Below are 20,386 nucleotides of genomic sequence, written 5' to 3'. Positions count from 1 at the left end.
GCACCTGTTATGAAGAATAGAGTATGGGGTACTGTGATTGCAATGGGGATGATCATCGGCATCGGTCTGGGCCTGGCATGGTGGTTCAACAGTCAGACTCAGTCTCAAGCTGAACAGGAGTCGTCCAGTAGTAGTTCGGTGGTCAAACCAAAGCCAAAGCGGGTTGCGGCACCGAAGAAAAAGAAGAAGGTCGTCACGCCTAAGGCAACTGCGGCGACACGGGAAATCGATGCCATTTTGCGAGCCAACCGGTTTGTCGGAACGGCCTTGGTCGTTCACAAGGATAAGGTCATTTACCAAAAGGGCATGGGGTACGCGGATGCGGCGTTGCAAAAAAGAAATGGCGTGAACAGCGTCTATCAGCTCGCCTCGGTTCAAAAGTCATTTACGGCTGGTCTGATCATGAAGTTGGCGGCCGAACAGAAGCTGTCCTTAGGAAACACGTTGGCACAGTATTACCCACAGATCACTGGGGCGAAGGATATTACGCTCCGAGACATGCTGGATATGAAGAGCGGCCTGACGTTAGAGGCCTTTCCGAACGGATTGGACTCCGAAAATGGGATGCTCAAGTTTATCTTGAAGAACATCATTAGTCGGCCAAGTCAAATCGGCAAGTGGGATTACTCGCCAGTGAACTTCATGTTGCTAGCGGGGATCATCCAGCAGGTCACCGGGGAAAGTTACCGCCAATACTTCACAGAAAATATCATTCAACCGTGGGGATTGAAGCATACGGGATTTGTTTTCAAAATGGCCCACAGTAAGACTTACTCGCAGGGCTATCAAAATAGTAATGACAACAATGTCGCGGCTAACTACGCAAGTCGCTATCCAGAGTCGCGGGCATCCATGTATTATCAGTTTGGGACCGGTCAAGTCTACATGTCAGCCCATGACCTGTACGTTGGGGAGCGCAACATGCTACTCGGGAAATTGTACCCACAAAGCGATGTCAACATTTTACTGGCACCGGGGTCATCATCCATGTACGGTGGGGGTGCGTACGTTTACCCGACCTACATTCGGGTTCACGGGTTAGCATACGGCTATGAAGCCACGGCCATGCTGACAAAGAACGGCCAGGATGGCGTCATTTTGCTGACCAACTATTACCGGCCAAACCAATTGGCACAAACGGCAGCCGTGCAGATTTGGAATCTGCTAGAGGCTGGGGAATTGAAGTGAGGTGGAATCCCTGGCAACCGGAGTGCGGTAAATTTACACTGACTTAATCGTTTGAATTCTTACCAAATACTGGGACGAGACAGGGGCATCATCTTTCAACCTTTAGTCAAAAAACACGTGATCCAGTCACCCGCTGAAATGCAGGATGACCGGATCACGTGTTTTTGATTATTTATTTGGCCGACTACCATAGGCCCGTTTAGACTTGTAGCCAGCAGCGAGAATCTGGTGCATGTCGGCGATGTGCCGTTGCTTGGTGTCTTCGGCCTTAGCACCGAAGACGTAGCGTGCCCATTCACGCTGATAACCCACGGTCAGGTTGTTAAAGAAGGCCAGCAGTGTTGGATCATCAGACAATAGTTCAGCCACCTGAGGAATCATTGGTTCAAAGGTACTTAGAGGAGCTTGTGCCATAGTTTATTCACCTCGTTAGTTAGTATATCATGCAAATGTTGAAAGGCCCGAACCTTCTGCCATGTTTGGTCGTGTTGAAAATGGATAACTACTAGTATCCGTACCTGACTAAACCAGCTGATCGTTTAGCCGTAACAATAAGTGTGGGCTTACAAGGCTGTAGGCAATCGCCCTTAAAGTTCAGAACAATTATGTGCTTAACGCTCAGTCTTGACAAAATCAAGCAGAGCACAGTCATTTTTAGCAAGGGTGAAGGTTCTAATCTATACTTTACCTTAAGTTTTGTAACAGGCCCAGCACTTTGTTGAGGAATCGGTCTGAACCTATTCAATAATAGCGCCTAATCTGGTATAATATTGAGTGAATTTTTATAGTTACCCGTTACTTAGAAAGTAGGGTTTATACATGACGCGCGAAGCTAGAGGACCTAAGGAAGGCGACTTCATTACGATCAAAAGCTACAAGCACGACGGAAGTTTGCATCGAACTTGGCGCGACACTATGGTACTCAAAACAAGCGAAAACGCCCTCATTGGGGTCAATGACCACACGTTGGTCACTGAAGACGATGGGCGGCGGTGGGTGACTCGTGAGCCCGCAATCGTTTATTTTCACAAGCATTATTGGTTCAACATTGTTGCGATGATTCGAGACAACGGGGTCAGTTACTACTGTAATCTGGCCTCTCCCTATGTTTTGGACAAGGAAGCGCTCAAATATATTGATTATGATCTCGACGTGAAGGTCTTTCCGGATGGTGAAAAACGCCTGCTCGACGTTGACGAATATGAAGATTTTAGTCAGCGGTGGCATTATGGCGCCGAAACCGACCGGATATTGAAGGCCAACGTGTTAACCCTCGTCGATTGGATTAACCATAAAAAGGGTCCCTTTTCTCAAGCTTATGTTGACCTCTGGTATCAACGGTATCAGGAGTTACTGCGGCGCTCGAATGATCAGTAAGAGTTGTCTTCCGCACCACCAGGAGCAAGTCCATTCGTGGCTGGCTCCTTTTTTTAAAGAAAATAGAGTTAGACGTTGAAGGGGGAAGTGCCGATGAAATGGGTCGCCAATTCGCGTGTCATGTTCTGGTCACTGGAGCTATTGATTGTTGCTGCCTTGATTTGGGTCTGCACGCAGATTAGTTTTTTATTCTCACCGATTGGGGTGTTTCTCTCCACGGTGTTCGCGCCGCTGCTACTTTCAGGGGTGCTGTTTTACCTGCTGAATCCTATCGTGAAATTGTTGGAGAAGGTTCGTTGGAAAAAATTTCACATCAACCGGACGGCGGCCGTGGCCATTGTTTTTCTCCTGTTGGCTCTGTTACTCGTTGCCGGTGGAATGTGGCTCGTCCCGCGGTTGGTCAACCAGGTGTCTAATCTGATCGGCAATATTCCCGACTTCGCTAAGTCTAGTGAGGCCGTCATGGCTAAGCTGATCAATCGTCCCATCTTTAAGGATATTGACTTTTCAAAGTACTTGACCCAGATCCAGAGCGCCTTTTCCAAGTATGCCGAGAGTTTTATGAGCGGTTTGACTAGTGGCATTGGCAGCATTATTGGTACCGTGACGACGGTGACTGTAACGGCGGTGACCGTGCCCGTCATGTTATTCTATATGTTAAAAGACGGTGAGCGTTTCATGCCAGCCGTTCGCCGGTGGTTACCCGAGAAGCACGGCGCCCAGACGGCAGAGCTATTGAGCCGGATGAACAGCACGATTGCCCGTTACGTGGGTGGCCAGATTCTCGAATGTCTCTTCGTGGGGACGTTTACGGCCATCGGTTACATGGTGATCGGTGAGAAATACGCGCTGTTACTCGGGGTCTTCGCGGGGTTGTGCAACCTGATTCCTTACGTGGGACCCTATATCGGAATCTTGCCGGCCATGATCGTGGCCTTCACCATTAGCACTAACATGGTCATCTACGTGGTTATCGTTGTCGTGGTCGTCCAGCAGATCGACGGAAACTTGGTTTACCCGAACATCATTGGGAAGAGCCTACAGATTCATCCGCTGACGATCATTATTATTTTGCTAGCGGCCGGAAATATTGCCGGACTGTTGGGGATGATCCTCGCAGTGCCCCTGTATGCCGTGGTCAAGACGGTGGTGCAGTACCTGTACAGCATTTGGCAGTTAGCCCATCCGGACAAACCAACGCCAAAATTGGATTCGAATTTATCAAGAAAAGACTAACGTTTGCGGTTTGAAGTTGACGTGACCGCTGAATATGCTACTATTTAGATTGTTATTGGATTTTTTAGCGCCCCTGACTGGCAACGGTGGGGGAAATTAACCAGATAAAGTAGGAGATTCTACATGAAAAAAGTAATTACGTACGGGACGTTTGACCTGTTACATAAGGGTCACATTCGGTTATTAAAGCGGGCTAAGGCCTTAGGCGACGATTTGACGGTTTGTGTTTCCTCCGACGAATTCAACGCCGAAAAGGGGAAGCGGGCTTACACGTCTTACGAAGACCGGAAGTACATTTTGGAAGCCATTAAATACGTGGATCACGTGATTCCCGAAACGACTTGGGACCAAAAGATTCGTGACGTCCAAGAAAATGACATCGACATCTTTGTGATGGGGGATGACTGGAAGGGCAAGTTTGACTTCTTGAAGGATTACTGTGAAGTGATCTACTTACCACGGACTGAAGGGATTTCCACGACCAAAATCAAGCACGATCTCGGCCTGTCAGAAGAAGACGACTGGAAGGAAGAAGAGTAGTGTTGGCAATGATCCTTAGTCGCAGACTAGGGATTTTTTTTAGAGCGGAGACGGAGGCAAACGCATGCAGCAACAGATTATTTTCTTAGTGACATCCTTAGATGGGATGCACAAGCCCAATTTTTCGATTCAATTGATGAAAGCCTTGCGGCAGGGCCATCGCGTGAGCGTGTTGGTTGCCATGGTGAACTTTGAAGCGGTGTGGACGGTGCGGGAGTACCTTAACCGGCTCGCTGAGAAGGAAGACCGGGTGGCTAACTTAAACCTGGTCACGTTAGCAGATCTCTTCGAAGAGGAATCTGGATTGACGCTGACCGCGAGTGAACGCCATGCCGCTGATTTGACGAGTTTTGACGAACGTCTATTTGCGGACAACCAAGAACAGGTCAAGCGGTACCTGAGTGCCGGACACCTGGTGGCTGAATTGCGTCAGTTAGACGATGAAACGCCAATGGTGCTGCGCCAGTATCACAGCGACCAGTTGACCCAGATCGATACATATGGACTGAATGGCCAGGTCGTTGGTGTGGAAAAAATGCAGGGTGAAGTTGCCCAGACCAGCTACCTCTTGAATAAAAAAGGGGAGGCCGTCTTGCGCTTCGTTCGGCATGAGCGACCCATCGAACAGGTGCTGAACCTGAGTGCCTCATCAGCCATGATTGCGACTAAATTCGCTGAGGCCAAGCAGAGTGCTGCGGCGGCCAACATGACTAAACGAGAACTGACGAAGGCGGAAGCCGCCGCGGTCGATCACACGCAAATCGTGACGACAACGGAAGCCTATTACGGGGTGCTAGCTTATTCTAACTACCGGCGTTTCGATGACGTTTACGCCTTTTACCAGGCCGTCATTGGTCGGTTATTGACCCCTGACACACGCCTTTACGTGGATTTAGCGGTCAACGCCGTCTTCTCACCACAAATGCCGAACCAGCTGATTTTTAACTACTAAGGAGTTTTTCCATCGTGCGTGCGATTTTATCTGGATTACATCATAAAAAGAATTTACAGGAACTCGAGCTCGAACTGATCGACGTACCGGAACCGTTTGACGATTTAGCGGTCACCTTCCTGGAAAAGCAGACGAAGGCGTCACTGACGGTCCCCATTAGCAAAGTCGTCAGTTCAGAGGTCGTGCGGCTTCGTATCAATGCCGCTGACCTGCAATTTGCTGCGGAGGGCCAGAGCGAGTTTAGCTGGGAAATGTACTTAAACATTCAGCAGCAGACGACTCGGGGCCTGATTCAGGTCGAAAGTGAATACCTGAGTGACCGGCACCAGTTCACGTTGACCAGTTACTACCAGTTGAACAGTGACGCCAACGGGATGGCGCTGTTCAATATGCATACGCAACAGGCTGAAGACGAGTTCTCAATCAACGCGATCAACCTGCAAGATGACCAATTACAGATCATCGGGCCAAGTCACATCAACAACCAACCCATTACCAATCAACGGTTAGTCTTGAAAAATGTCACGGAGGATAGCTCCGCAGAGTGGCCGATTACCAAGATGAGTCTCCATGGCTTGTTCACGGCGGCTATTCCGCTATCTGATCTGGCTGCTAATACGACGCAACAACTCTTCATTCGCTCAACTGTGGCGGGCGAAGACCTTGAACAACGCGTGGTATTGTCTAAGTCGTTAGCCGGTCAAGTGACCCAAGCCGTTACCGGCGATCACCGATTGGTCTTAATTGAAAAGCGGTTTGACAATGGGATTCGGGTCCAAGAAATGGCGTCCCCAACCTTGCCTCAACGGCTAGCTGGTGTTCCAGCCAAGCTAGGCAGTGCTTCAAAGCTATTTAACTTGCTGATGGATAAGATCAATCTGGTCTACATGCGGCGCCTATTTAAGCGGGGGCACCGACCATTTGAACAGCCAACCTTAATTTTCGAAAGTTTCGGTGGGCGGCAGGTCAGTGACTCACCGTATGCCATTTACCAATTGTTTACGCAACTCTATCCTGGCTTCAACTTTATCTGGTCGATTGACCGGTCACAGAAGAAGTTCTGTAAGGAAAATGGGATTCCATTTGTCGTGCGTCGAACGGCTAAATGGGTGCGGACGCTGGAAAAAGCCAGCTTCTGGATCAGTAACGCGCGGTTCCCAGCTTGGGTCCGTAAGCCTAACTACGTCACTTACATTCAAACGTGGCACGGAACGCCGTTGAAGAAGCTGGGCTTGGACATTGAAAATGTTTCCATGCCGGGGACGACGACGGTCAAGTATCACGCCAACTTCGTCAAGGAAGCCAACCGCTGGGATGCGTTGGTCTCGCCTAACGATTATTCTACGCGGATTTTTCGGTCGGCCTTTGGCTTTAACAACCAGATTCTGAAGGTAGGATATCCGCGAAACGACGAACTACTGAACAGTACGCCGGACGACATCGTCACCTTGAAGCAACAATTAGGAATTCCGTTGGATAAGAAGGTCGTCTTGTACGCGCCAACTTACCGGGATAACCAATTTGCCGAGAAGGGGAAGTACACCTTCGAACTGCCATTCTCATTGGATGAATTCCGTGAAAAGTTCGGCCAAGACGCCGTGCTGGTCTTGCGGATGCACTATTTGATTTCTAATGCATTGGATATCAGTGGGTATGAAGGGGTCGTCTTCGACTTCTCCAACCATCCAAATATTTCGGATCTGTACCTGATCAGTGACATGCTGATCACGGACTACTCTTCCGTCTTCTTCGACTTTGCCTACCTCAAGCGGCCAATCCTGTTCTACCCGTACGATTACCACATGTACAAGGACGAATTGCGGGGCTTCTACCTCGACTACGAAAAGGACTTGCCGGGTGAGATTGCGCATAATGAGACGCAATTGCTGGACCTGATCGGTAAGAAACTACAGACGCCAGACATGAGCGACAACCAGAAGTTTATGGACTTTTACCGCCGCTTCTGTGCAATCGATGATGGGTTGAGTTCTTTGAAGATTGTGAACTATGTGGTTCAACAGATCGAGAAGAACGGGTAACATGTAGCGAAAATTGGTCGCACTGCGGCTGCCAGAGATTCCGCCTGCTATGAGGAACGCCTCCAGCCTGAGAAACGGGCTTTTGGCTCGCCTGAAAGCCACGAAAATCACGTGTCTCTCAGGTCGTCCCACGATGTAAGCCGAGAAAGAACCTCGACTAACATCGTCGACACAGCTGGCTACATCCCTGGCCTCCTCCGGCTCTGATTGCGCTCTGCTATATCAGTGGTTGAATTACAGATGTTCCTTAACCGAGGTCTAAATCTGTTGTGTATCAATTCGCTTGATACGGTGTTGATTATGATACTGCTGTGTAAGTCGAGAGGTCGTCAGATATAGGCTCAAGCGCATCGTATCTGGCGACCAGTAAGGTGATGGAAACACAGTGGTAGATAGTTGCTAACTGAAAATCAAAAACAGGTTTTGCCACCGATCCCGTATTGGGGTAGTGGCAAAACCTGTTTATTTTGTAAGACGATAAGTGGTGACTTGGTGGTAGGCGTGTTGACTCACCCGCTGGGCCTTCGCTGGTTGGCGGATAATGCCAGCGAAGTAGCCGTTTAGGATCAGTCGGTAATTACGACGTACTAATTTTAAATCTGGCCGCTTCTGCGTGGTCAATTGGTGTTGGGCCGCTTGGGCCTGTTTGACCGCTGTCCTGGACTGGTTTAGGTGTTTGATCAGGTAGGTCACATTCTTGCTGGCCTTCTTTGACTGCGTGCTGACCGGTTGATTGGCCGTGCGACTGCTGGCCAGTGAGGCGCGCATGTTGGTGGTCAGGCTAGTCGCCTCGTAATACTGATTCTTCTTCACACGAACGTGGTCGTAGGTCTTAAACACCAGAACGTTCAGGAGAATCGCAATAATAACCAATCCCGCACCACACAGAACTATGGCCATTGCGGGACGCATCGACTGGTGGTGGCTCTTCATGACCACTAGGCTGATCAGGCCGCCAATCACAATCAGAGCTCCCAGACCAAACACAATTTCAATTAAAATGGCTTCAGTAGACGCCGACATAGTTTCACCCGTTTCTAAATCATCGGGTAGCCGTAATGGCCAATCCGAATTAAAGTTCTATTTTATTATCATACCACGAAATCCCCTGGGTGCGAACAAACCGTGAATTGTCGGCGTAGATGTGGTAAAATTTAAGCACTATGAAAAAAAGACGAGATAAATTGTAACTAAAACTAAAAAGTCGCGAGGGACCGCTATGCGGACTAAGCTGTGTTAAAATTCAAAAGTTACGTTTAAAAAATGATAGAGACTGTTACTTAAATCAAAAATGAAAATTTGTGAGGAAACCATATGAGTGAAAAAAATTTAGCTGACGCCGTTTCTAAGCGTCGAACGTTTGCCATCATCTCTCACCCCGATGCCGGGAAGACGACGATTACCGAACAACTCCTGTTATTTGGGGGTGTTGTGCGTGAGGCCGGAACGGTTAAGGCCCGGAAGAGCGGCAACTTTGCCAAGTCCGACTGGATGGAGATCGAACAAAAACGGGGAATCTCCGTGACGAGTTCCGTGATGCAATTCAATTACCAAGGTAAGCGCATCAACATCTTGGATACCCCAGGACATGAGGACTTCTCCGAAGATACGTACCGGACGCTAATGGCCGTTGACTCCGCGGTCATGGTGATCGACTCCGCCAAAGGGATCGAACCACAGACCAAAAAGCTGTTCCAAATCTGTAAGATGCGGGGCATTCCCATCTTTACCTTCATGAATAAGCTGGACCGCGATGGCCGTGATCCCATGGACCTCATCGCTGAGCTAGAAGATGTCTTAGGCATCGAAGGCTACCCGATGAACTGGCCAATTGGGATGGGGAAGGAATTAAAGGGTCTTTACGACCGTTACCACCAACGCGTGGCTTTATTCCGGCCTGAAGATGAGGAGCACCGTTACTTGCCACTGAATGACGACGGGGACTTAGTTGAACCCAACGCCATTCAGGATGATGACTGGTACCGCGATGCGCGTGACAACATGGAGCTGATCGGTGAAGCCGGTAACCAATTTGACGAAGCTAAAATCGCCAGTGGGGACCAGACGCCAGTGTTCTTTGGGTCGGCCTTGGCCAACTTTGGGGTGCAAACGTTCCTGGAAACGTACCTGCAGTACGCGCCAGAACCTGCTAGTCACCACACCGAAGAAGACACCGACGTTGCGCCAACCGATTCAGAATTCTCGGGCTTTGTCTTCAAGATTCAAGCCAACATGAACCCCAATCACCGTGACCGGATCGCCTTTGTGCGGATCTGTTCCGGTGAGTTCGACCGGGGCATGGACGTCATCCAAGAGCGGACGGGCAAGAAGTTGCGGCTCTCAAATGTTACGGAGTTCATGGCCGATACGCGGGAAACAGTGGAAACGGCCGTTGCCGGGGATATCATTGGATTGTACGATACCGGTAATTTCCAAATTGGGGACGCCATTTACACGGGCAAGTCTAAGATCAAGTTTGAGAAATTACCGCAATTTACGCCAGAACTTTTCGTGCGGGTCGCTGCGAAAAACGTCATGAAGCAGAAATCCTTCCACAAAGGGATCAATCAACTGGTGCAAGAAGGGGCCGTGCAATTGTACACGTCCTATTCGACCGGGGATTACATCCTGGGTGCCGTGGGTCAACTGCAGTTTGAAGTTTTCCAGTTCCGGATGCAAAACGAATACAATTCCGAAGTTATCATGGAACCAATGGGCAAGAAGACGGCACGGTGGATCAATCCAGATCAATTGGACGAACGCATGTCATCATCGCGGAACCTCTTGGTCAAGGACAGCCATGACGAACCGTTATTCCTATTTGAAAATCAATTCGCAGAACGCTGGTTTAAGGACAAGTATCCTGACGTTGAATTAACGTCGAAACTGTAAGCTTAATTTTGAAAAGGGACTCAATTTAGTCACAACGGTGGCTAGGTTGGGTCCCTTTTTTCGTTGGTCAAATTTCGAAGTACTCCCGTTATTTTTTGCCCAATTATCATTCGATAGATTAAATCGTGATACGCTAATGCTGAAAAAGAGTGCTAGTCAACGTGATTAAGGGTAACAACCATTCACGGGGCAGGAGAGGAGCGGATAACGGTGAAAGTAAAGGTATGGATAGGAATTTTGGTGGGCTTGGGCCTCATAGGTCTATCAGGAGTTGCTCGGGCCGATGCAGACTACGATCAGGCGTTGAAGACCGCTCCTCAGGGAATCTCCTTGGCGCAGATCTTTACGCCGGGGACCACTGCCAATAACACGGCGGCTGTGGTCGCAACAACGAATCCGAACATCACGGGGACCCAGGCAGCTCGGGTCAATAACGGCAAGAAACAGTTTGGGGCACTCTGGTCAACTGAGGCGAATGCCTTTGATCTCGATCAGAATCAGTCGGCTTCCATGTGGCTTTACTTCGGGAATACCGGGAAGAAGGCGGCGGACGGTATGGCCTTGGTGCTACAGAATGATGACCGCGAACTCGCAGCCACGCCGACCTTTGGCAAGACCGTTTCCGGAGAAACACTGGGTGTCTGGGGCGTCGATACGGATAAAAAGCAGTCGACACCGACCAAGGTTGCAGCCTCAGCCATTCAGAATAGCTGGGCGCTGGAATTTGATACCCATTTGAACACGTCGACCAACTATGGCAATACGGGAGATGCAGATTCATTTGATGTGGGGCTGAATGGTCCACATCTGGCAACCAATTATCCAGGCGAAGCTAGTAGCTACGAAATGGAACGGGCGGTGACCTATTTCCCTATTTATAGTTCGGGTTACTACGCGACACAAAAGCACGAGGGTGTCATCAGTGGGGGCAATACTTTCCTGTCGAATGGGACGTGGCACCATTTGTCACTCGACTGGGATGCTAACACGCAGGCAATGACGTATGTATTTGACGATAAGGACCCCGCTACGGGTGTGGTCCAACCCGGAAAGCAGGTCACGGTCGATGTCGACGTGACGAAGATCGACCCACTGAAGACCGGTCAGGTTCGCTGGGGCTTCACGGGAGCGACCGGGGACAGCTATGAGAACAATTTGGTCGTGATGGAGGAGGTCCCGGGATTGGTCGATGCTTCGGCGAAAGCTAAGTTGACTAATCAGCGGACAAGTGCAGTCGTAACTGATGGGGATACGTTGAAGGGGCGTGACCCGTTTCAGCTGGACTATCAGCTCAGTTATGTAGCGGGAAAACAGGATTGGCAGGACGTAACGGCGCACTTGAACTTACCGGACCAGTTGGTTTATCAAAAGGTTTGGGTGACTTATGCCGATGGAAGTAGTCAGGCCATTGACCTGCAAGGGCTAACCGACAACCAACTCAACGTAGCGTTGAACCGGTCATTGTCGACCAAAAATCCAACGGCGACCATTTCACTCACTGGAGAAGCCGCCGATGTGAAATCACCGGTGACGGTATCCGCCAGCGGGAGTACGTTTAGCGCGGTTAATGGTGTGGTGACGGCGGATACGGTGGCCTTCACGTTAAATCCAACGTTAGAGCTACACCTGGCTTCTTTGTCGGGCAGTGGCATCATGGTTAAACCAAATGAAAGCGCTACGATGAAGGGGCTAGCTGTCGTTCCGGACGGCGTTAATTTGAGCAACAGCGACATTCAAGTTCGACCGTTGCTGAATGGAACGGCACTGCCTGAATTTACGATTCCAGATGATGGCGGCGACAATACCAGTGGACTGTTTACCGTGCAGATTCCAGCAGAGAAGCTACGGGCGGGTGAAAACAGGTTGACCGTCACGGCCAGCGATCCGTATGGTAACGTGTCTAATCAGCTGAAATTTACGATTACCGTGTCGCGGCAATTGACCTTCCACACGGTTGCTGAGAAGAGCTCGTTTGCCCCCACAGAACTGACGGGAACAAACCAGCAAGTGAAGCGTACAGCAGATTGGCAGCTAAAGGTGCTGGATACTCGAGAGGCAGGGGCCAAGTGGTCGCTACAGGTCACGGGCACACCATTTGTCTCCACCGAGGGTCAACAGCTGGCTGGTGACGTCTACTACCACGATGGCACTGACCGGACGCTGGTTTCGAGCACGCCAATTGCGATTCATCAGGGTGAGGCGGCAGATGAGGACCAACTGACGGACGTCGTGGACACCTGGGCGGACGACACGGGCCTATTGCTCGAGGTGAGTGGTGGCACGGTCGCTGGCACGTATGAGGGGACACTGACCTGGACACTGAATGACGTGCCAGCGTGAGAAATTGACGAAACGAAAGTCCTCAATCTATGTTGCAACCCTTGATGACCGAAAAAAAGTGACTCCGCCTTCTCAATTTGGGAAGGAGAGTCACTTTTTTCGTTCATGTTGGTCTCCAATGACATTCGTAGACCAAACTGAAATTTTTAGATTATTAGGTTGATTGTTGACCTTAACTATTGTTCAGTTAGAACACAGCGCGGTACCACGTTATGCCTAAGCCTTAACGCCAGCTAAACTGTCAGCTTTAACTTGCGCAGCTTGGGCCAAAATGTTGAGGTAGTTGAATGGTCGGTCGAAGTTTGGCTGGAACAGCATGTCGACCATGGCCAAATCGTCAATCGTATTTTCATTTTGGATGCAAACTGAAAGGGTATTGGCGGATTGAGATACGTCGTACTTGCTCATCAGCGCGCCACCTAGGATTCGCCGGGTGTCTGGGTCAAAGACCAATGACATCAGCACGGGTTCCGTGGTGGGCATGAATTCTGGCCGGTAGTTGTCTTTAACAATAACTTGTTCGGCGCTGACCCCTTGTTGTTGGGCGGCAGCCAAGGTCAGTCCGGTGGAGACGATGGTCCGACCGTACAGTGCTAAGCCAGAAGAGGATTGTGTTCCCATGTACTTAGTAGTTGGTTTAACCAAGTTTTTACCCACTAAGATACCTTGCCGAACGGCGTTGGTAGCCAGTGGAATGTAGGCGTTTTGGTGCGTTGGGTTGTAGTGAACGGCAGCACTGTCACCGGCTGCGAAGATGTCGGGATTGGATGACCGCATGTAATCATCCGTAATGATGGCGCCGTTCTTTGCCATGTCGACCTTCCCCTTGAGCAACGCCGTGTTTGGCCGGAAACCGATGCACAGGATGGCGAGGTCGGTTTCGTAGCTACCCTTGTCGGTGGTAATCGTTAAGGCATCGCCACTTTGGTCAAAGCTTTGAACGGTTTCGCCCATGGCTAGTTTCACACCGTTATCACGGTAGTCTTGTTCAATCACATTCGTGAATTCGGCATCAAAGTATTTGGGCATCACACGATCCATGGCGTCGATCAACGTCACATCGTGGCCGGTGGTGGAGTAAGCTTCGGCCAGTTCAGCACCAATGTAGCCGGCACCGATGACCGTAATACGCTTGGCACCCTTGGCTTCTTCAATCAGTGTCTGGGCGTGGTTCCAGTTTTTGCAGAGTTTGACCTTGTCGCTGTCAATACCGGGGATCTTAGGAATAATAGGCCAAGAACCAGAAGTCATAACGAGTTTGTCGTAAGATTCAGTGACTTGTTCATGAGTAGACAAATCCTCAACCGTGACCGTTTTTTGGTCAGGGTCGATGGCCAGAACGTTATGGCTCATTTGAACGTTGGCGCCAAGACTCTTTAATTCCTCAGGGCTGGAGTAGAATAAGCCTTGGGGATCAGCGACCTTACCGCCGAGATAAAGGGCGATTCCGCAAGATAGGAACGAGATATTATCATTCTTTTCGTAGACGGTGACCTCGGCATCTGGATGTTCCGCTAAGATCTGTTTAATGGCAAAGGTCCCTGCATGTGTACAACCAACAACTGTAACTTTCATGGTGTAGCCTCCCAAAACAAGTTTTTAATGTATGCTGATGTTTTCACAAGTATGACTATGTGAAAAACATCTTAATTGATTACAACTCTATTTTACACAACCTCAGTAGAATGTCAACACATTCGTGAAAGTGTTACCATTACCCTCCGAATAGGATTGGGCTAGCGGACTAGTGTTTGGGGCCTGAAAGGGGTACACTAGTGCTTATAGTCTCTGTATTGGGACGGTTCGTTCATTTTGTTCAGGTCGGTATATTCCCTGCTTGAAATAAGGTTGATGGGGGTGCTGATCAAATGACGAGGCGGACCATTGGCAGATGAATCAATTAAGGAGTGGTTTTAGTTATGAAAGCAGCAAAACACTTATCCGCTTGTACGACCGTCTTAGTCGGCAAGCTCGCAACGGTCGATGGGTCGACGCTCATCGCTAGAAACGACGATACCTTCTTACCCTTGACGCCCCAACGGTTCTACGTTCACCCAGCAGAACACGACCAGCCAGAACGCATTTGGACCTCTAATCAAAACGGATTCACGGCGCCAATTCCTAGCGACGGTTATCGTTACTCGGCAACGCCCAACGTCGAAGTCGACAAGGAAGGCGTTTACGCCGAAAGCGGCTTTAACGAAAAGAACGTTGCGATGAGTGCCACCGAAAGTGTTTATGGTAATCCAGATGCTTTGGCTTTTGACCCATTGGTGGCCAATGGTCTAGCTGAAGACTCCCTCCAAACGATGGTCTTGCCTTACATCAACTCCGCGCGCGATGGGGTTCGTTACCTGGGTAACTTGATCAAGCAGTATGGGTCACCCGAAGGCAACGGGGTATTGTTCTCCGACCATGATGAAGTTTGGTACATGGAAATCGTCACGGGTCACCACTGGGTTGCCCAACGCATTCCGGATGACGCCTACGCGGTTGCTGCGAACCAAGTGGCCATTCAACAGGTCACGTTTGATGATCCCGACAACTTTATGTACTCCGAAGGCATTCAAGAATTTGTGACCGAAAATCACCTGAACCCCGACCAAAATGGCTGGAACTTCCGGCACATCTTTGGGACCAGTACTGAAAAGGACCGGCACTATAACACGCCACGGGTCTGGTTTGGCCAACGGGTCTTAAACCCTGAGATCGAACAGGATCCCCAATCTAGCGAATTACCATTTATTTGTCGGACCAGCCACAAAATCAGTGTGGAAGATGTCGAATACATCTTGAGCTCCCACTACAACGAGACCAAGTACGATCCGTTAGGCCAAGGTGCCGACGAGGACCGGTTAAAGTTCCGGCCAATCTCGATGAACCGGACGCAAAACTCCCACGTGCTGCAGATCAGAAACGATGTACCGGCCGAAAGCTCTGCCATTTTCTGGCTATGTTTCGGGGTACCAGCCTTCAGTCCTTACGTGCCCTTCTTCGCTAATGCCACGGACACCGATGACTCTTACAGCACGACGCCCGTTCATTTGGACGACAAGAGTGCCTACTGGATGTACCGGAAGCTGTCGATGATCGTTGAATCTCACTACCAGAACTTTATTGAGCTGGATGTGGACTACGTGACGGCGGCTAAACAGGACTTGCGGACCCACGTAGCTAACACGTTAGCTCATGCCAAGGGCTTGTCTGGAGATGGCCTGACCGCTTACCTGACGGATCAGAACCATCAAGTCGTCGCTGACATGCGGACCAAGACCACGAAGTTTACGAATGATTTGATTGAAAAAGGGTTAACGTTGTCTAAGTTGACTTTCAACATGGACCGGAACCTTTAATATAAAAACGTCTCTCAAATGAGAATAGCTAGCATTATCTGACTGTGTTCAGGTAATGTTAGCTGTTTTTTTTGGAGAAAGTTAGTAACTGGAATTATGCGAGAGGGTTCAAAAGAGGCCAGAAGACTGGAGTGATTGAGCGGGGGCAATCTAAATGGAAATTAGTTGTATGGGTGGAGACATGACGCACAAAAGTTATGGAAGAAATCAATCTGAGTCGGAGGACCGTCCCCACAGTAGTCGGAATCCCTGGCAGCCGGAGTGCGACTATTCCAACATAAGCTAACTTTTACAGGTTTCCAAGAATCTTCACAATTCAGCCATAGTCTATGCAAAACTTTTAGTAATAATAAGACTATAGTAATTGATATAATAACTCATTTATACGGTGGAGGAAAATAAAATGACAAGAAAAGAGATGAAAAACGTGACGTTAACGGCCCAAGCGGGCTTAACGACACAACAAGCAACGGAACGATTGACTCAGCATGGGGCGAACGAACTGGTGGCAGCTAAGAAGCCCGTACTGTGGCGGCAAGTGGTGCGCCATTTAAGTGACGTGTCTTCGATGGTCCTATTGTTTGCGGTTGGCCTGGCGAGCTACATGGCGTTGTTCCAGGGCGGGGGCTGGACGAAGTCAATCGTGATTGGGTCGATCTTAGTGATCAACGTGGTGATTGGCATGTACCAGGAGGCATCAGCCGAAAAGGCGCTGGCGGCTTTGCAGTCGATGAGTTTGCCTACAACAACGGTTCGACGCGAAGACATTGCCCAAGAGATCAAGGCCAAGGACATTGTGCCGGGCGATCTGGTCTTACTCAAGGCCGGCGACCAAGTTCCGGCCGATGGTATCGTGCTGGAAAGTACGAACCTGTCAGTCGACGAAGCCGTGTTAACGGGAGAAAGTGTGCCCGTTACTAAGGAAAAATTAACGGCACTGGACAAAGTCGGCGACGACCAACAAGTCTTCTCTGGCACGGCGGTGACTGCCGGTACGGCCGTCATGCAGGTCGTGACGACGGGGATGACCACGGAACTTGGTCAGATTGCTGGTCTGTTGAACAAGACTAAGAAGCGGGCCACGCCATTACAGGGGCGCTTAAACCGGCTCTCTGGCTGGTTAACGACGTTTGCGGTTATCGGGGGCCTCGCCATCTTCGCCCTCAGCATCTGGATGCAAAACCAAGGGCTTGCGGATAGCCTCATGATCGGTATCTCATTGGCCGTGGCGGCCGTTCCAGAAACGCTGCCAATTATCGTGACGATCAGTTTAGCTCACGGAGTCAAGCGAATGGCGAAGCGCAATGCCATCATGCGGCGGGTAAACGCCGTGGAAACAATCGGTGGTGTCGATGTGATTGCTTCCGACAAGACCGGGACGCTGACGCAAAATAAAATGACGATTACGCGCTACTGGACGCCGGGTGACCAACCAACTGCGGCAGAAAAGATGACGCCAGCCGGGAAGCAACTGATGCGTTACCTGGGACTGGCGACGAATGCGGAAATCAAGATGGCGAACGGCGAAGAAAAAACGGTGGGGGACCCCACGGAACTTGCCATCGTTCGCTGGCTGGGGCAACACGATCTCAGCCGGACGCAGTTTGAACAACAAGCGCCGCGGTTAGCCGAAGATCCATTTGACTCAACGAAGAAAACGATGGCAACGGTCCATCGGCTAAAGGATGGCCAACAGCTGGTCATCGTGAAGGGGGCCTTCGATCGGCTTCCCGTGACTTGGACGGCGGCGGAACAAGCCGCGGCCAAACAAGTCCACGATGAGTTTGGCCGTAATGCACTCCGGGTCCTTTCGGTGGGTTACAAGGTGGTTGGCGCAACGGCGACTATCGACTGGGATGTCCTATCGACGGGCTTAACGTTTGCGGGACTGGTGGGTATCATTGACCCACCGCGGCCAGAAGTGATCCCGGCTATCCGCGAGGCGAAACGAGCAGGTATCAAACCCGTGATGATCACGGGGGACCACATGGTGACGGCAGAGGCCATCGCGAAGGAAATTGGCCTGTTGACGCCAGGACAACTCGTGATGTCTGGCGATGAACTGCGGACGTTGACGGATGAAGAATTAACGGCCCAGATCGAAAATATTGCGGTTTACGCCCGAGTATCACCGACGGACAAGATTCGGATCGTTCAGGCTTGGCAAAAATTAGGTAAGACGGTGGCCATGACGGGTGACGGCGTGAACGATGCGCCGGCCTTGAAGGCAGCCGATGTGGGCATCGCCATGGGAATCACGGGGACTGAGGTCTCCAAGGGTGCCGCTGACATGGTCTTAACGGATGACAATTTTGCCACAATCATTGCGGCGGTCCGTGAAGGTCGGACGGTTTACCAAAACATCTTGAAGGCCGTTGAGTTCTTGGTGGGAGTCAACTTTGCCCAGATCTTCCTGATGGTAGGAGCGGTCCTCATGGGTTGGGGTGCGCCACTATTGGCAGAACAACTGTTGCTGATCAACGTATTGGCCGATGGAATCCCGGGCTTTTACATCAGTCGCGAGCCAGGCGAAAAGGAAGCCATGGCGCAACCACCAGTGGCCAACGACGAAAGCTTATTTGCCAGAGGCCTTGGTGGCCGCTTAGCAGTCCGAGCGGTGACGTTTACGGGACTGACACTAGGAATCTACGCGCTAGGTCGGTTTAGCCTATCAGCCGGACAGGCGACGGTGGGGATGACGATGGTCTTCCTGGTCCTCGCGATGGGGTCCATGATCGACATCTACGCCATCAAAGACCGCCAGCCATTGACACTGGCGAGCCTCAAGCGCAATCCCGTGCTAAATGGGGCGATGCTGCTGGCAGTTGGATTAGTCCTACTGATTGCGGTGGTTCCAGGAATCCGCGACACGTTTGGGCTCGTGGCCTTACCGGCAGTGGCTTGGTTGGTCGTGATTCCGGCAGTCTTCGTGCCAACACTGGTGCTGGAAGTTGCTAAACGCTGGCAGCGGCGGAGCACGCAGCAGATGGTCGGTGAACTCGACTTAGACTAAATATTTCCGCAACGAAAAGACCCGCAACCGGCTATCCCTTGGAGGAGGTAGCTGGTTGCGGGTCTTTGTTTCGTTAAAAGTTAAGCGGAGGCAATGGGAACTATCCGGACATACTGGGCGCTAATGTAGGCGTCTGGGCCAATCTGATACCAGACCAGATTTTGGTCGTCCACGATGCGACCGCGAACATCCAACGGCTCGCCGTGGTCGAGTTGACCGACACTTTCACCGTAGGGTTCTTTGAAAATCGTCACGGCGGCGTGCGGCACATAGTCGACACTCCCCATGCGCTCAAACGGTTGAACGGTCCAATGGTGCCGATGGGGCAGAGCCGTGGGGAGCGGGTGGTCACGTAAGGTCGTTTCGGTAGCTGCGAGCCACTGTTCGCCGCCCAAGTTATACCAGACACTGCCATCGGTCCGGGTCACGACGACAAATAACCGCCAGAGCGAGTTCGCTGGGAATTGGTACCCGTAGGCCTGACCCGCTGGTTGATCTAGAATTTGATGGTCGACATTGAGTAGAACGTATTGATGGACGCGCTGAACCGTTTGCCAGGCATCTCGCCGATAGAAGTAAATGACTCGTTGGGCTTGCCGGGAGAATTGACCACGTTGCACACCCTGGGCCTGGAAAATGTGGTAGCCGGGAACTTCTGGTGGCGTTAATTGGTAACGACTATCGAGTCGACCGCGCTGAATCGTTGGTAATTTTAAAAGTTGACCGTTATCGTAGTCAATCAAGTAGGTGACGACGGGCTGACCCCATTGTCGCTGGTAGGTCAGGGTCGTTAGGCCGTATTCGGTGATGAAATCCTGCGTGAAGCCGTGCGTGTGAGTCAGCACGTACCCCGGAATGATTGGGAAACGAAAATGAATGGGATGGTGCAACTGACCAGTCAGAATCAATGCGGGTTGCAGGGGTTGGTCGTGCTCATCGACGAGCCGAACCACTAGGGTAGCGGTTGGGTCGGGCGTTGACTGCTTTGTTATCACGGGCGTTACCGGTGCACCAGGCGCCACCGGAGTTGGTTGTGGGCGTTCAGAAATGGCGGGCGTCACTTTAGGGACCATTGGTTGTTGTGATGACGATCCGCGCCGCATAGCGTGTTTAGGCCCGCGCCGGGGTGCCGGTTCAATCAAGCGCCGTAACCAATCAAAAAATGCCATTTCTGCTCACCTCCATAAGTTTCCTTTTAAAACCTAGTATACCGCATTCACCGCATGCGTGGCAGGCAATTTTTGAAGTGGGAAGGGTGTCGGGAAAGTTCTATGGGGGATGTGGGGAGTGATTGGCTGGAACACATGGGATTGTTTGTTTCACGACTGGTCAACTGCCCCTGAATAAATTCAGCGGCTTGTCGCTCACGTGTCTGGTGACACAGTAGTCCAAAATGTCCGTTAAGACACTCCTACTCGCAGTGGCAACATCATCGGGTAATTGACGGCTACCCGTT

At 50.7% G+C, this 20,386-nt stretch carries 14 protein-coding genes; 10 read left to right on the top strand and 4 right to left on the bottom strand.

The features are described 5' to 3' along the window. Nucleotides 1–9: 9 nt before the first annotated feature. Entirely contained in the window at nucleotides 10–1,188 is a 1,179-nt protein-coding gene (locus tag FC99_RS02895; RefSeq protein ID WP_048735717.1) for a serine hydrolase domain-containing protein, read from the top strand. A gap of 168 nt (nucleotides 1,189–1,356) precedes the next feature. Here FC99_RS02895 and FC99_RS02890 read toward each other — a convergent pair whose 3' ends face one another. After that, nucleotides 1,357–1,602 (bottom strand): YdeI/OmpD-associated family protein, encoded by a 246-nt coding sequence (locus FC99_RS02890; protein ID WP_048735718.1) that lies wholly within the window; start codon nucleotides 1,600–1,602, stop codon nucleotides 1,357–1,359. Nucleotides 1,603–2,007: 405 nt separating this feature from the next. On the opposite strand from FC99_RS02890, the gene ntdP reads away from it, so the two are divergent. The 5 genes from ntdP (at nucleotide 2,008) to FC99_RS02865 (ending at nucleotide 7,332) form a co-directional block, all read left to right on the top strand. Then, complete coding sequence (ntdP, locus tag FC99_RS02885) at nucleotides 2,008–2,565, top strand: nucleoside tri-diphosphate phosphatase (protein WP_048735719.1); 558 nt, start codon at nucleotides 2,008–2,010, stop codon at nucleotides 2,563–2,565. Between the two features lie 93 nt (nucleotides 2,566–2,658). Continuing rightward, a complete protein-coding gene (locus tag FC99_RS02880) occupies nucleotides 2,659–3,801 on the top strand; it encodes an AI-2E family transporter (RefSeq protein ID WP_048735720.1) in 1,143 nt (380 codons plus the stop codon). A gap of 123 nt (nucleotides 3,802–3,924) precedes the next feature. Continuing rightward, nucleotides 3,925–4,341, top strand: coding sequence for a glycerol-3-phosphate cytidylyltransferase (gene tagD, locus FC99_RS02875; RefSeq protein WP_048735721.1), 417 nt, complete (start codon nucleotides 3,925–3,927; stop codon nucleotides 4,339–4,341). A 64-nt stretch (nucleotides 4,342–4,405) separates the two neighbouring features. Next, nucleotides 4,406–5,293 (top strand): hypothetical protein, encoded by an 888-nt coding sequence (locus FC99_RS02870; protein WP_048735722.1) that lies wholly within the window; start codon nucleotides 4,406–4,408, stop codon nucleotides 5,291–5,293. Between the two features lie 14 nt (nucleotides 5,294–5,307). Then, entirely contained in the window at nucleotides 5,308–7,332 is a 2,025-nt protein-coding gene (locus tag FC99_RS02865; RefSeq protein WP_048735723.1) for a CDP-glycerol glycerophosphotransferase family protein, read from the top strand. 462 nt (nucleotides 7,333–7,794) lie between these two features. On the opposite strand, the gene FC99_RS02860 is transcribed toward FC99_RS02865, so the two are convergent. Then, nucleotides 7,795–8,355 carry a hypothetical protein gene (locus FC99_RS02860; RefSeq protein WP_048735724.1) on the bottom strand — a complete coding sequence of 187 codons (561 nt, stop codon included), beginning with the start codon at nucleotides 8,353–8,355 and terminating at the stop codon, nucleotides 7,795–7,797. A gap of 291 nt (nucleotides 8,356–8,646) precedes the next feature. Between FC99_RS02860 and FC99_RS02855 the strand changes: the two genes are divergently transcribed. Both FC99_RS02855 and FC99_RS02850 read left to right on the top strand, forming a co-directional pair. After that, nucleotides 8,647–10,224 carry a peptide chain release factor 3 gene (locus tag FC99_RS02855; protein ID WP_048735725.1) on the top strand — a complete coding sequence of 526 codons (1,578 nt, stop codon included), beginning with the start codon at nucleotides 8,647–8,649 and terminating at the stop codon, nucleotides 10,222–10,224. A gap of 210 nt (nucleotides 10,225–10,434) precedes the next feature. Further along, nucleotides 10,435–12,564: a lectin-like domain-containing protein gene (locus tag FC99_RS02850; protein ID WP_048735726.1), complete on the top strand. Its 2,130-nt coding sequence runs from the start codon at nucleotides 10,435–10,437 to the stop codon at nucleotides 12,562–12,564. Between the two features lie 216 nt (nucleotides 12,565–12,780). Here FC99_RS02850 and FC99_RS02845 read toward each other — a convergent pair whose 3' ends face one another. Beyond that, nucleotides 12,781–14,139: an FAD-dependent oxidoreductase gene (locus FC99_RS02845; RefSeq protein WP_048735727.1), complete on the bottom strand. Its 1,359-nt coding sequence runs from the start codon at nucleotides 14,137–14,139 to the stop codon at nucleotides 12,781–12,783. A gap of 344 nt (nucleotides 14,140–14,483) precedes the next feature. Between FC99_RS02845 and FC99_RS02840 the strand changes: the two genes are divergently transcribed. Continuing rightward, nucleotides 14,484–15,917, top strand: coding sequence for a C69 family dipeptidase (locus FC99_RS02840; protein ID WP_048735728.1), 1,434 nt, complete (start codon nucleotides 14,484–14,486; stop codon nucleotides 15,915–15,917). Between the two features lie 403 nt (nucleotides 15,918–16,320). Continuing rightward, on the top strand, nucleotides 16,321–18,930 hold the full coding sequence (locus FC99_RS02835) for a cation-translocating P-type ATPase (protein ID WP_048735729.1): 2,610 nt from the start codon (nucleotides 16,321–16,323) through the stop codon (nucleotides 18,928–18,930). A gap of 80 nt (nucleotides 18,931–19,010) precedes the next feature. Here the strand turns inward: FC99_RS02835 and FC99_RS02830 are convergent, their stop codons facing one another. Then, nucleotides 19,011–20,099: a MucBP domain-containing protein gene (locus FC99_RS02830; RefSeq protein WP_048735730.1), complete on the bottom strand. Its 1,089-nt coding sequence runs from the start codon at nucleotides 20,097–20,099 to the stop codon at nucleotides 19,011–19,013. Between the last annotated feature and the right edge of the window lie 287 nt (nucleotides 20,100–20,386).

The organism is Levilactobacillus koreensis JCM 16448, from assembly GCF_001435525.1.
In the GTDB taxonomy this organism is placed as follows: Bacteria; Bacillota; Bacilli; order Lactobacillales; family Lactobacillaceae; genus Levilactobacillus; species Levilactobacillus koreensis.
This window is presented reverse-complemented; position numbering and strand designations above follow the sequence as displayed.

Coding starts and splice junctions, on each gene's coding strand:
- FC99_RS02890 (WP_048735718.1), bottom strand. CDS start 1,602: ATGGCACAAGCTCCTCTAAGTACCTTTGAACCAATGATTCCTCAGGTG.
- tagD (WP_048735721.1), top strand. CDS start 3,925: ATGAAAAAAGTAATTACGTACGGGACGTTTGACCTGTTACATAAGGGT.
- ntdP (WP_048735719.1), top strand. CDS start 2,008: ATGACGCGCGAAGCTAGAGGACCTAAGGAAGGCGACTTCATTACGATC.
- FC99_RS02835 (WP_048735729.1), top strand. CDS start 16,321: ATGACAAGAAAAGAGATGAAAAACGTGACGTTAACGGCCCAAGCGGGC.
- FC99_RS02860 (WP_048735724.1), bottom strand. CDS start 8,355: ATGTCGGCGTCTACTGAAGCCATTTTAATTGAAATTGTGTTTGGTCTG.
- FC99_RS02855 (WP_048735725.1), top strand. CDS start 8,647: ATGAGTGAAAAAAATTTAGCTGACGCCGTTTCTAAGCGTCGAACGTTT.
- FC99_RS02830 (WP_048735730.1), bottom strand. CDS start 20,099: ATGGCATTTTTTGATTGGTTACGGCGCTTGATTGAACCGGCACCCCGG.
- FC99_RS02870 (WP_048735722.1), top strand. CDS start 4,406: ATGCAGCAACAGATTATTTTCTTAGTGACATCCTTAGATGGGATGCAC.
- FC99_RS02845 (WP_048735727.1), bottom strand. CDS start 14,139: ATGAAAGTTACAGTTGTTGGTTGTACACATGCAGGGACCTTTGCCATT.
- FC99_RS02840 (WP_048735728.1), top strand. CDS start 14,484: ATGAAAGCAGCAAAACACTTATCCGCTTGTACGACCGTCTTAGTCGGC.
- FC99_RS02880 (WP_048735720.1), top strand. CDS start 2,659: ATGAAATGGGTCGCCAATTCGCGTGTCATGTTCTGGTCACTGGAGCTA.
- FC99_RS02895 (WP_048735717.1), top strand. CDS start 10: ATGAAGAATAGAGTATGGGGTACTGTGATTGCAATGGGGATGATCATC.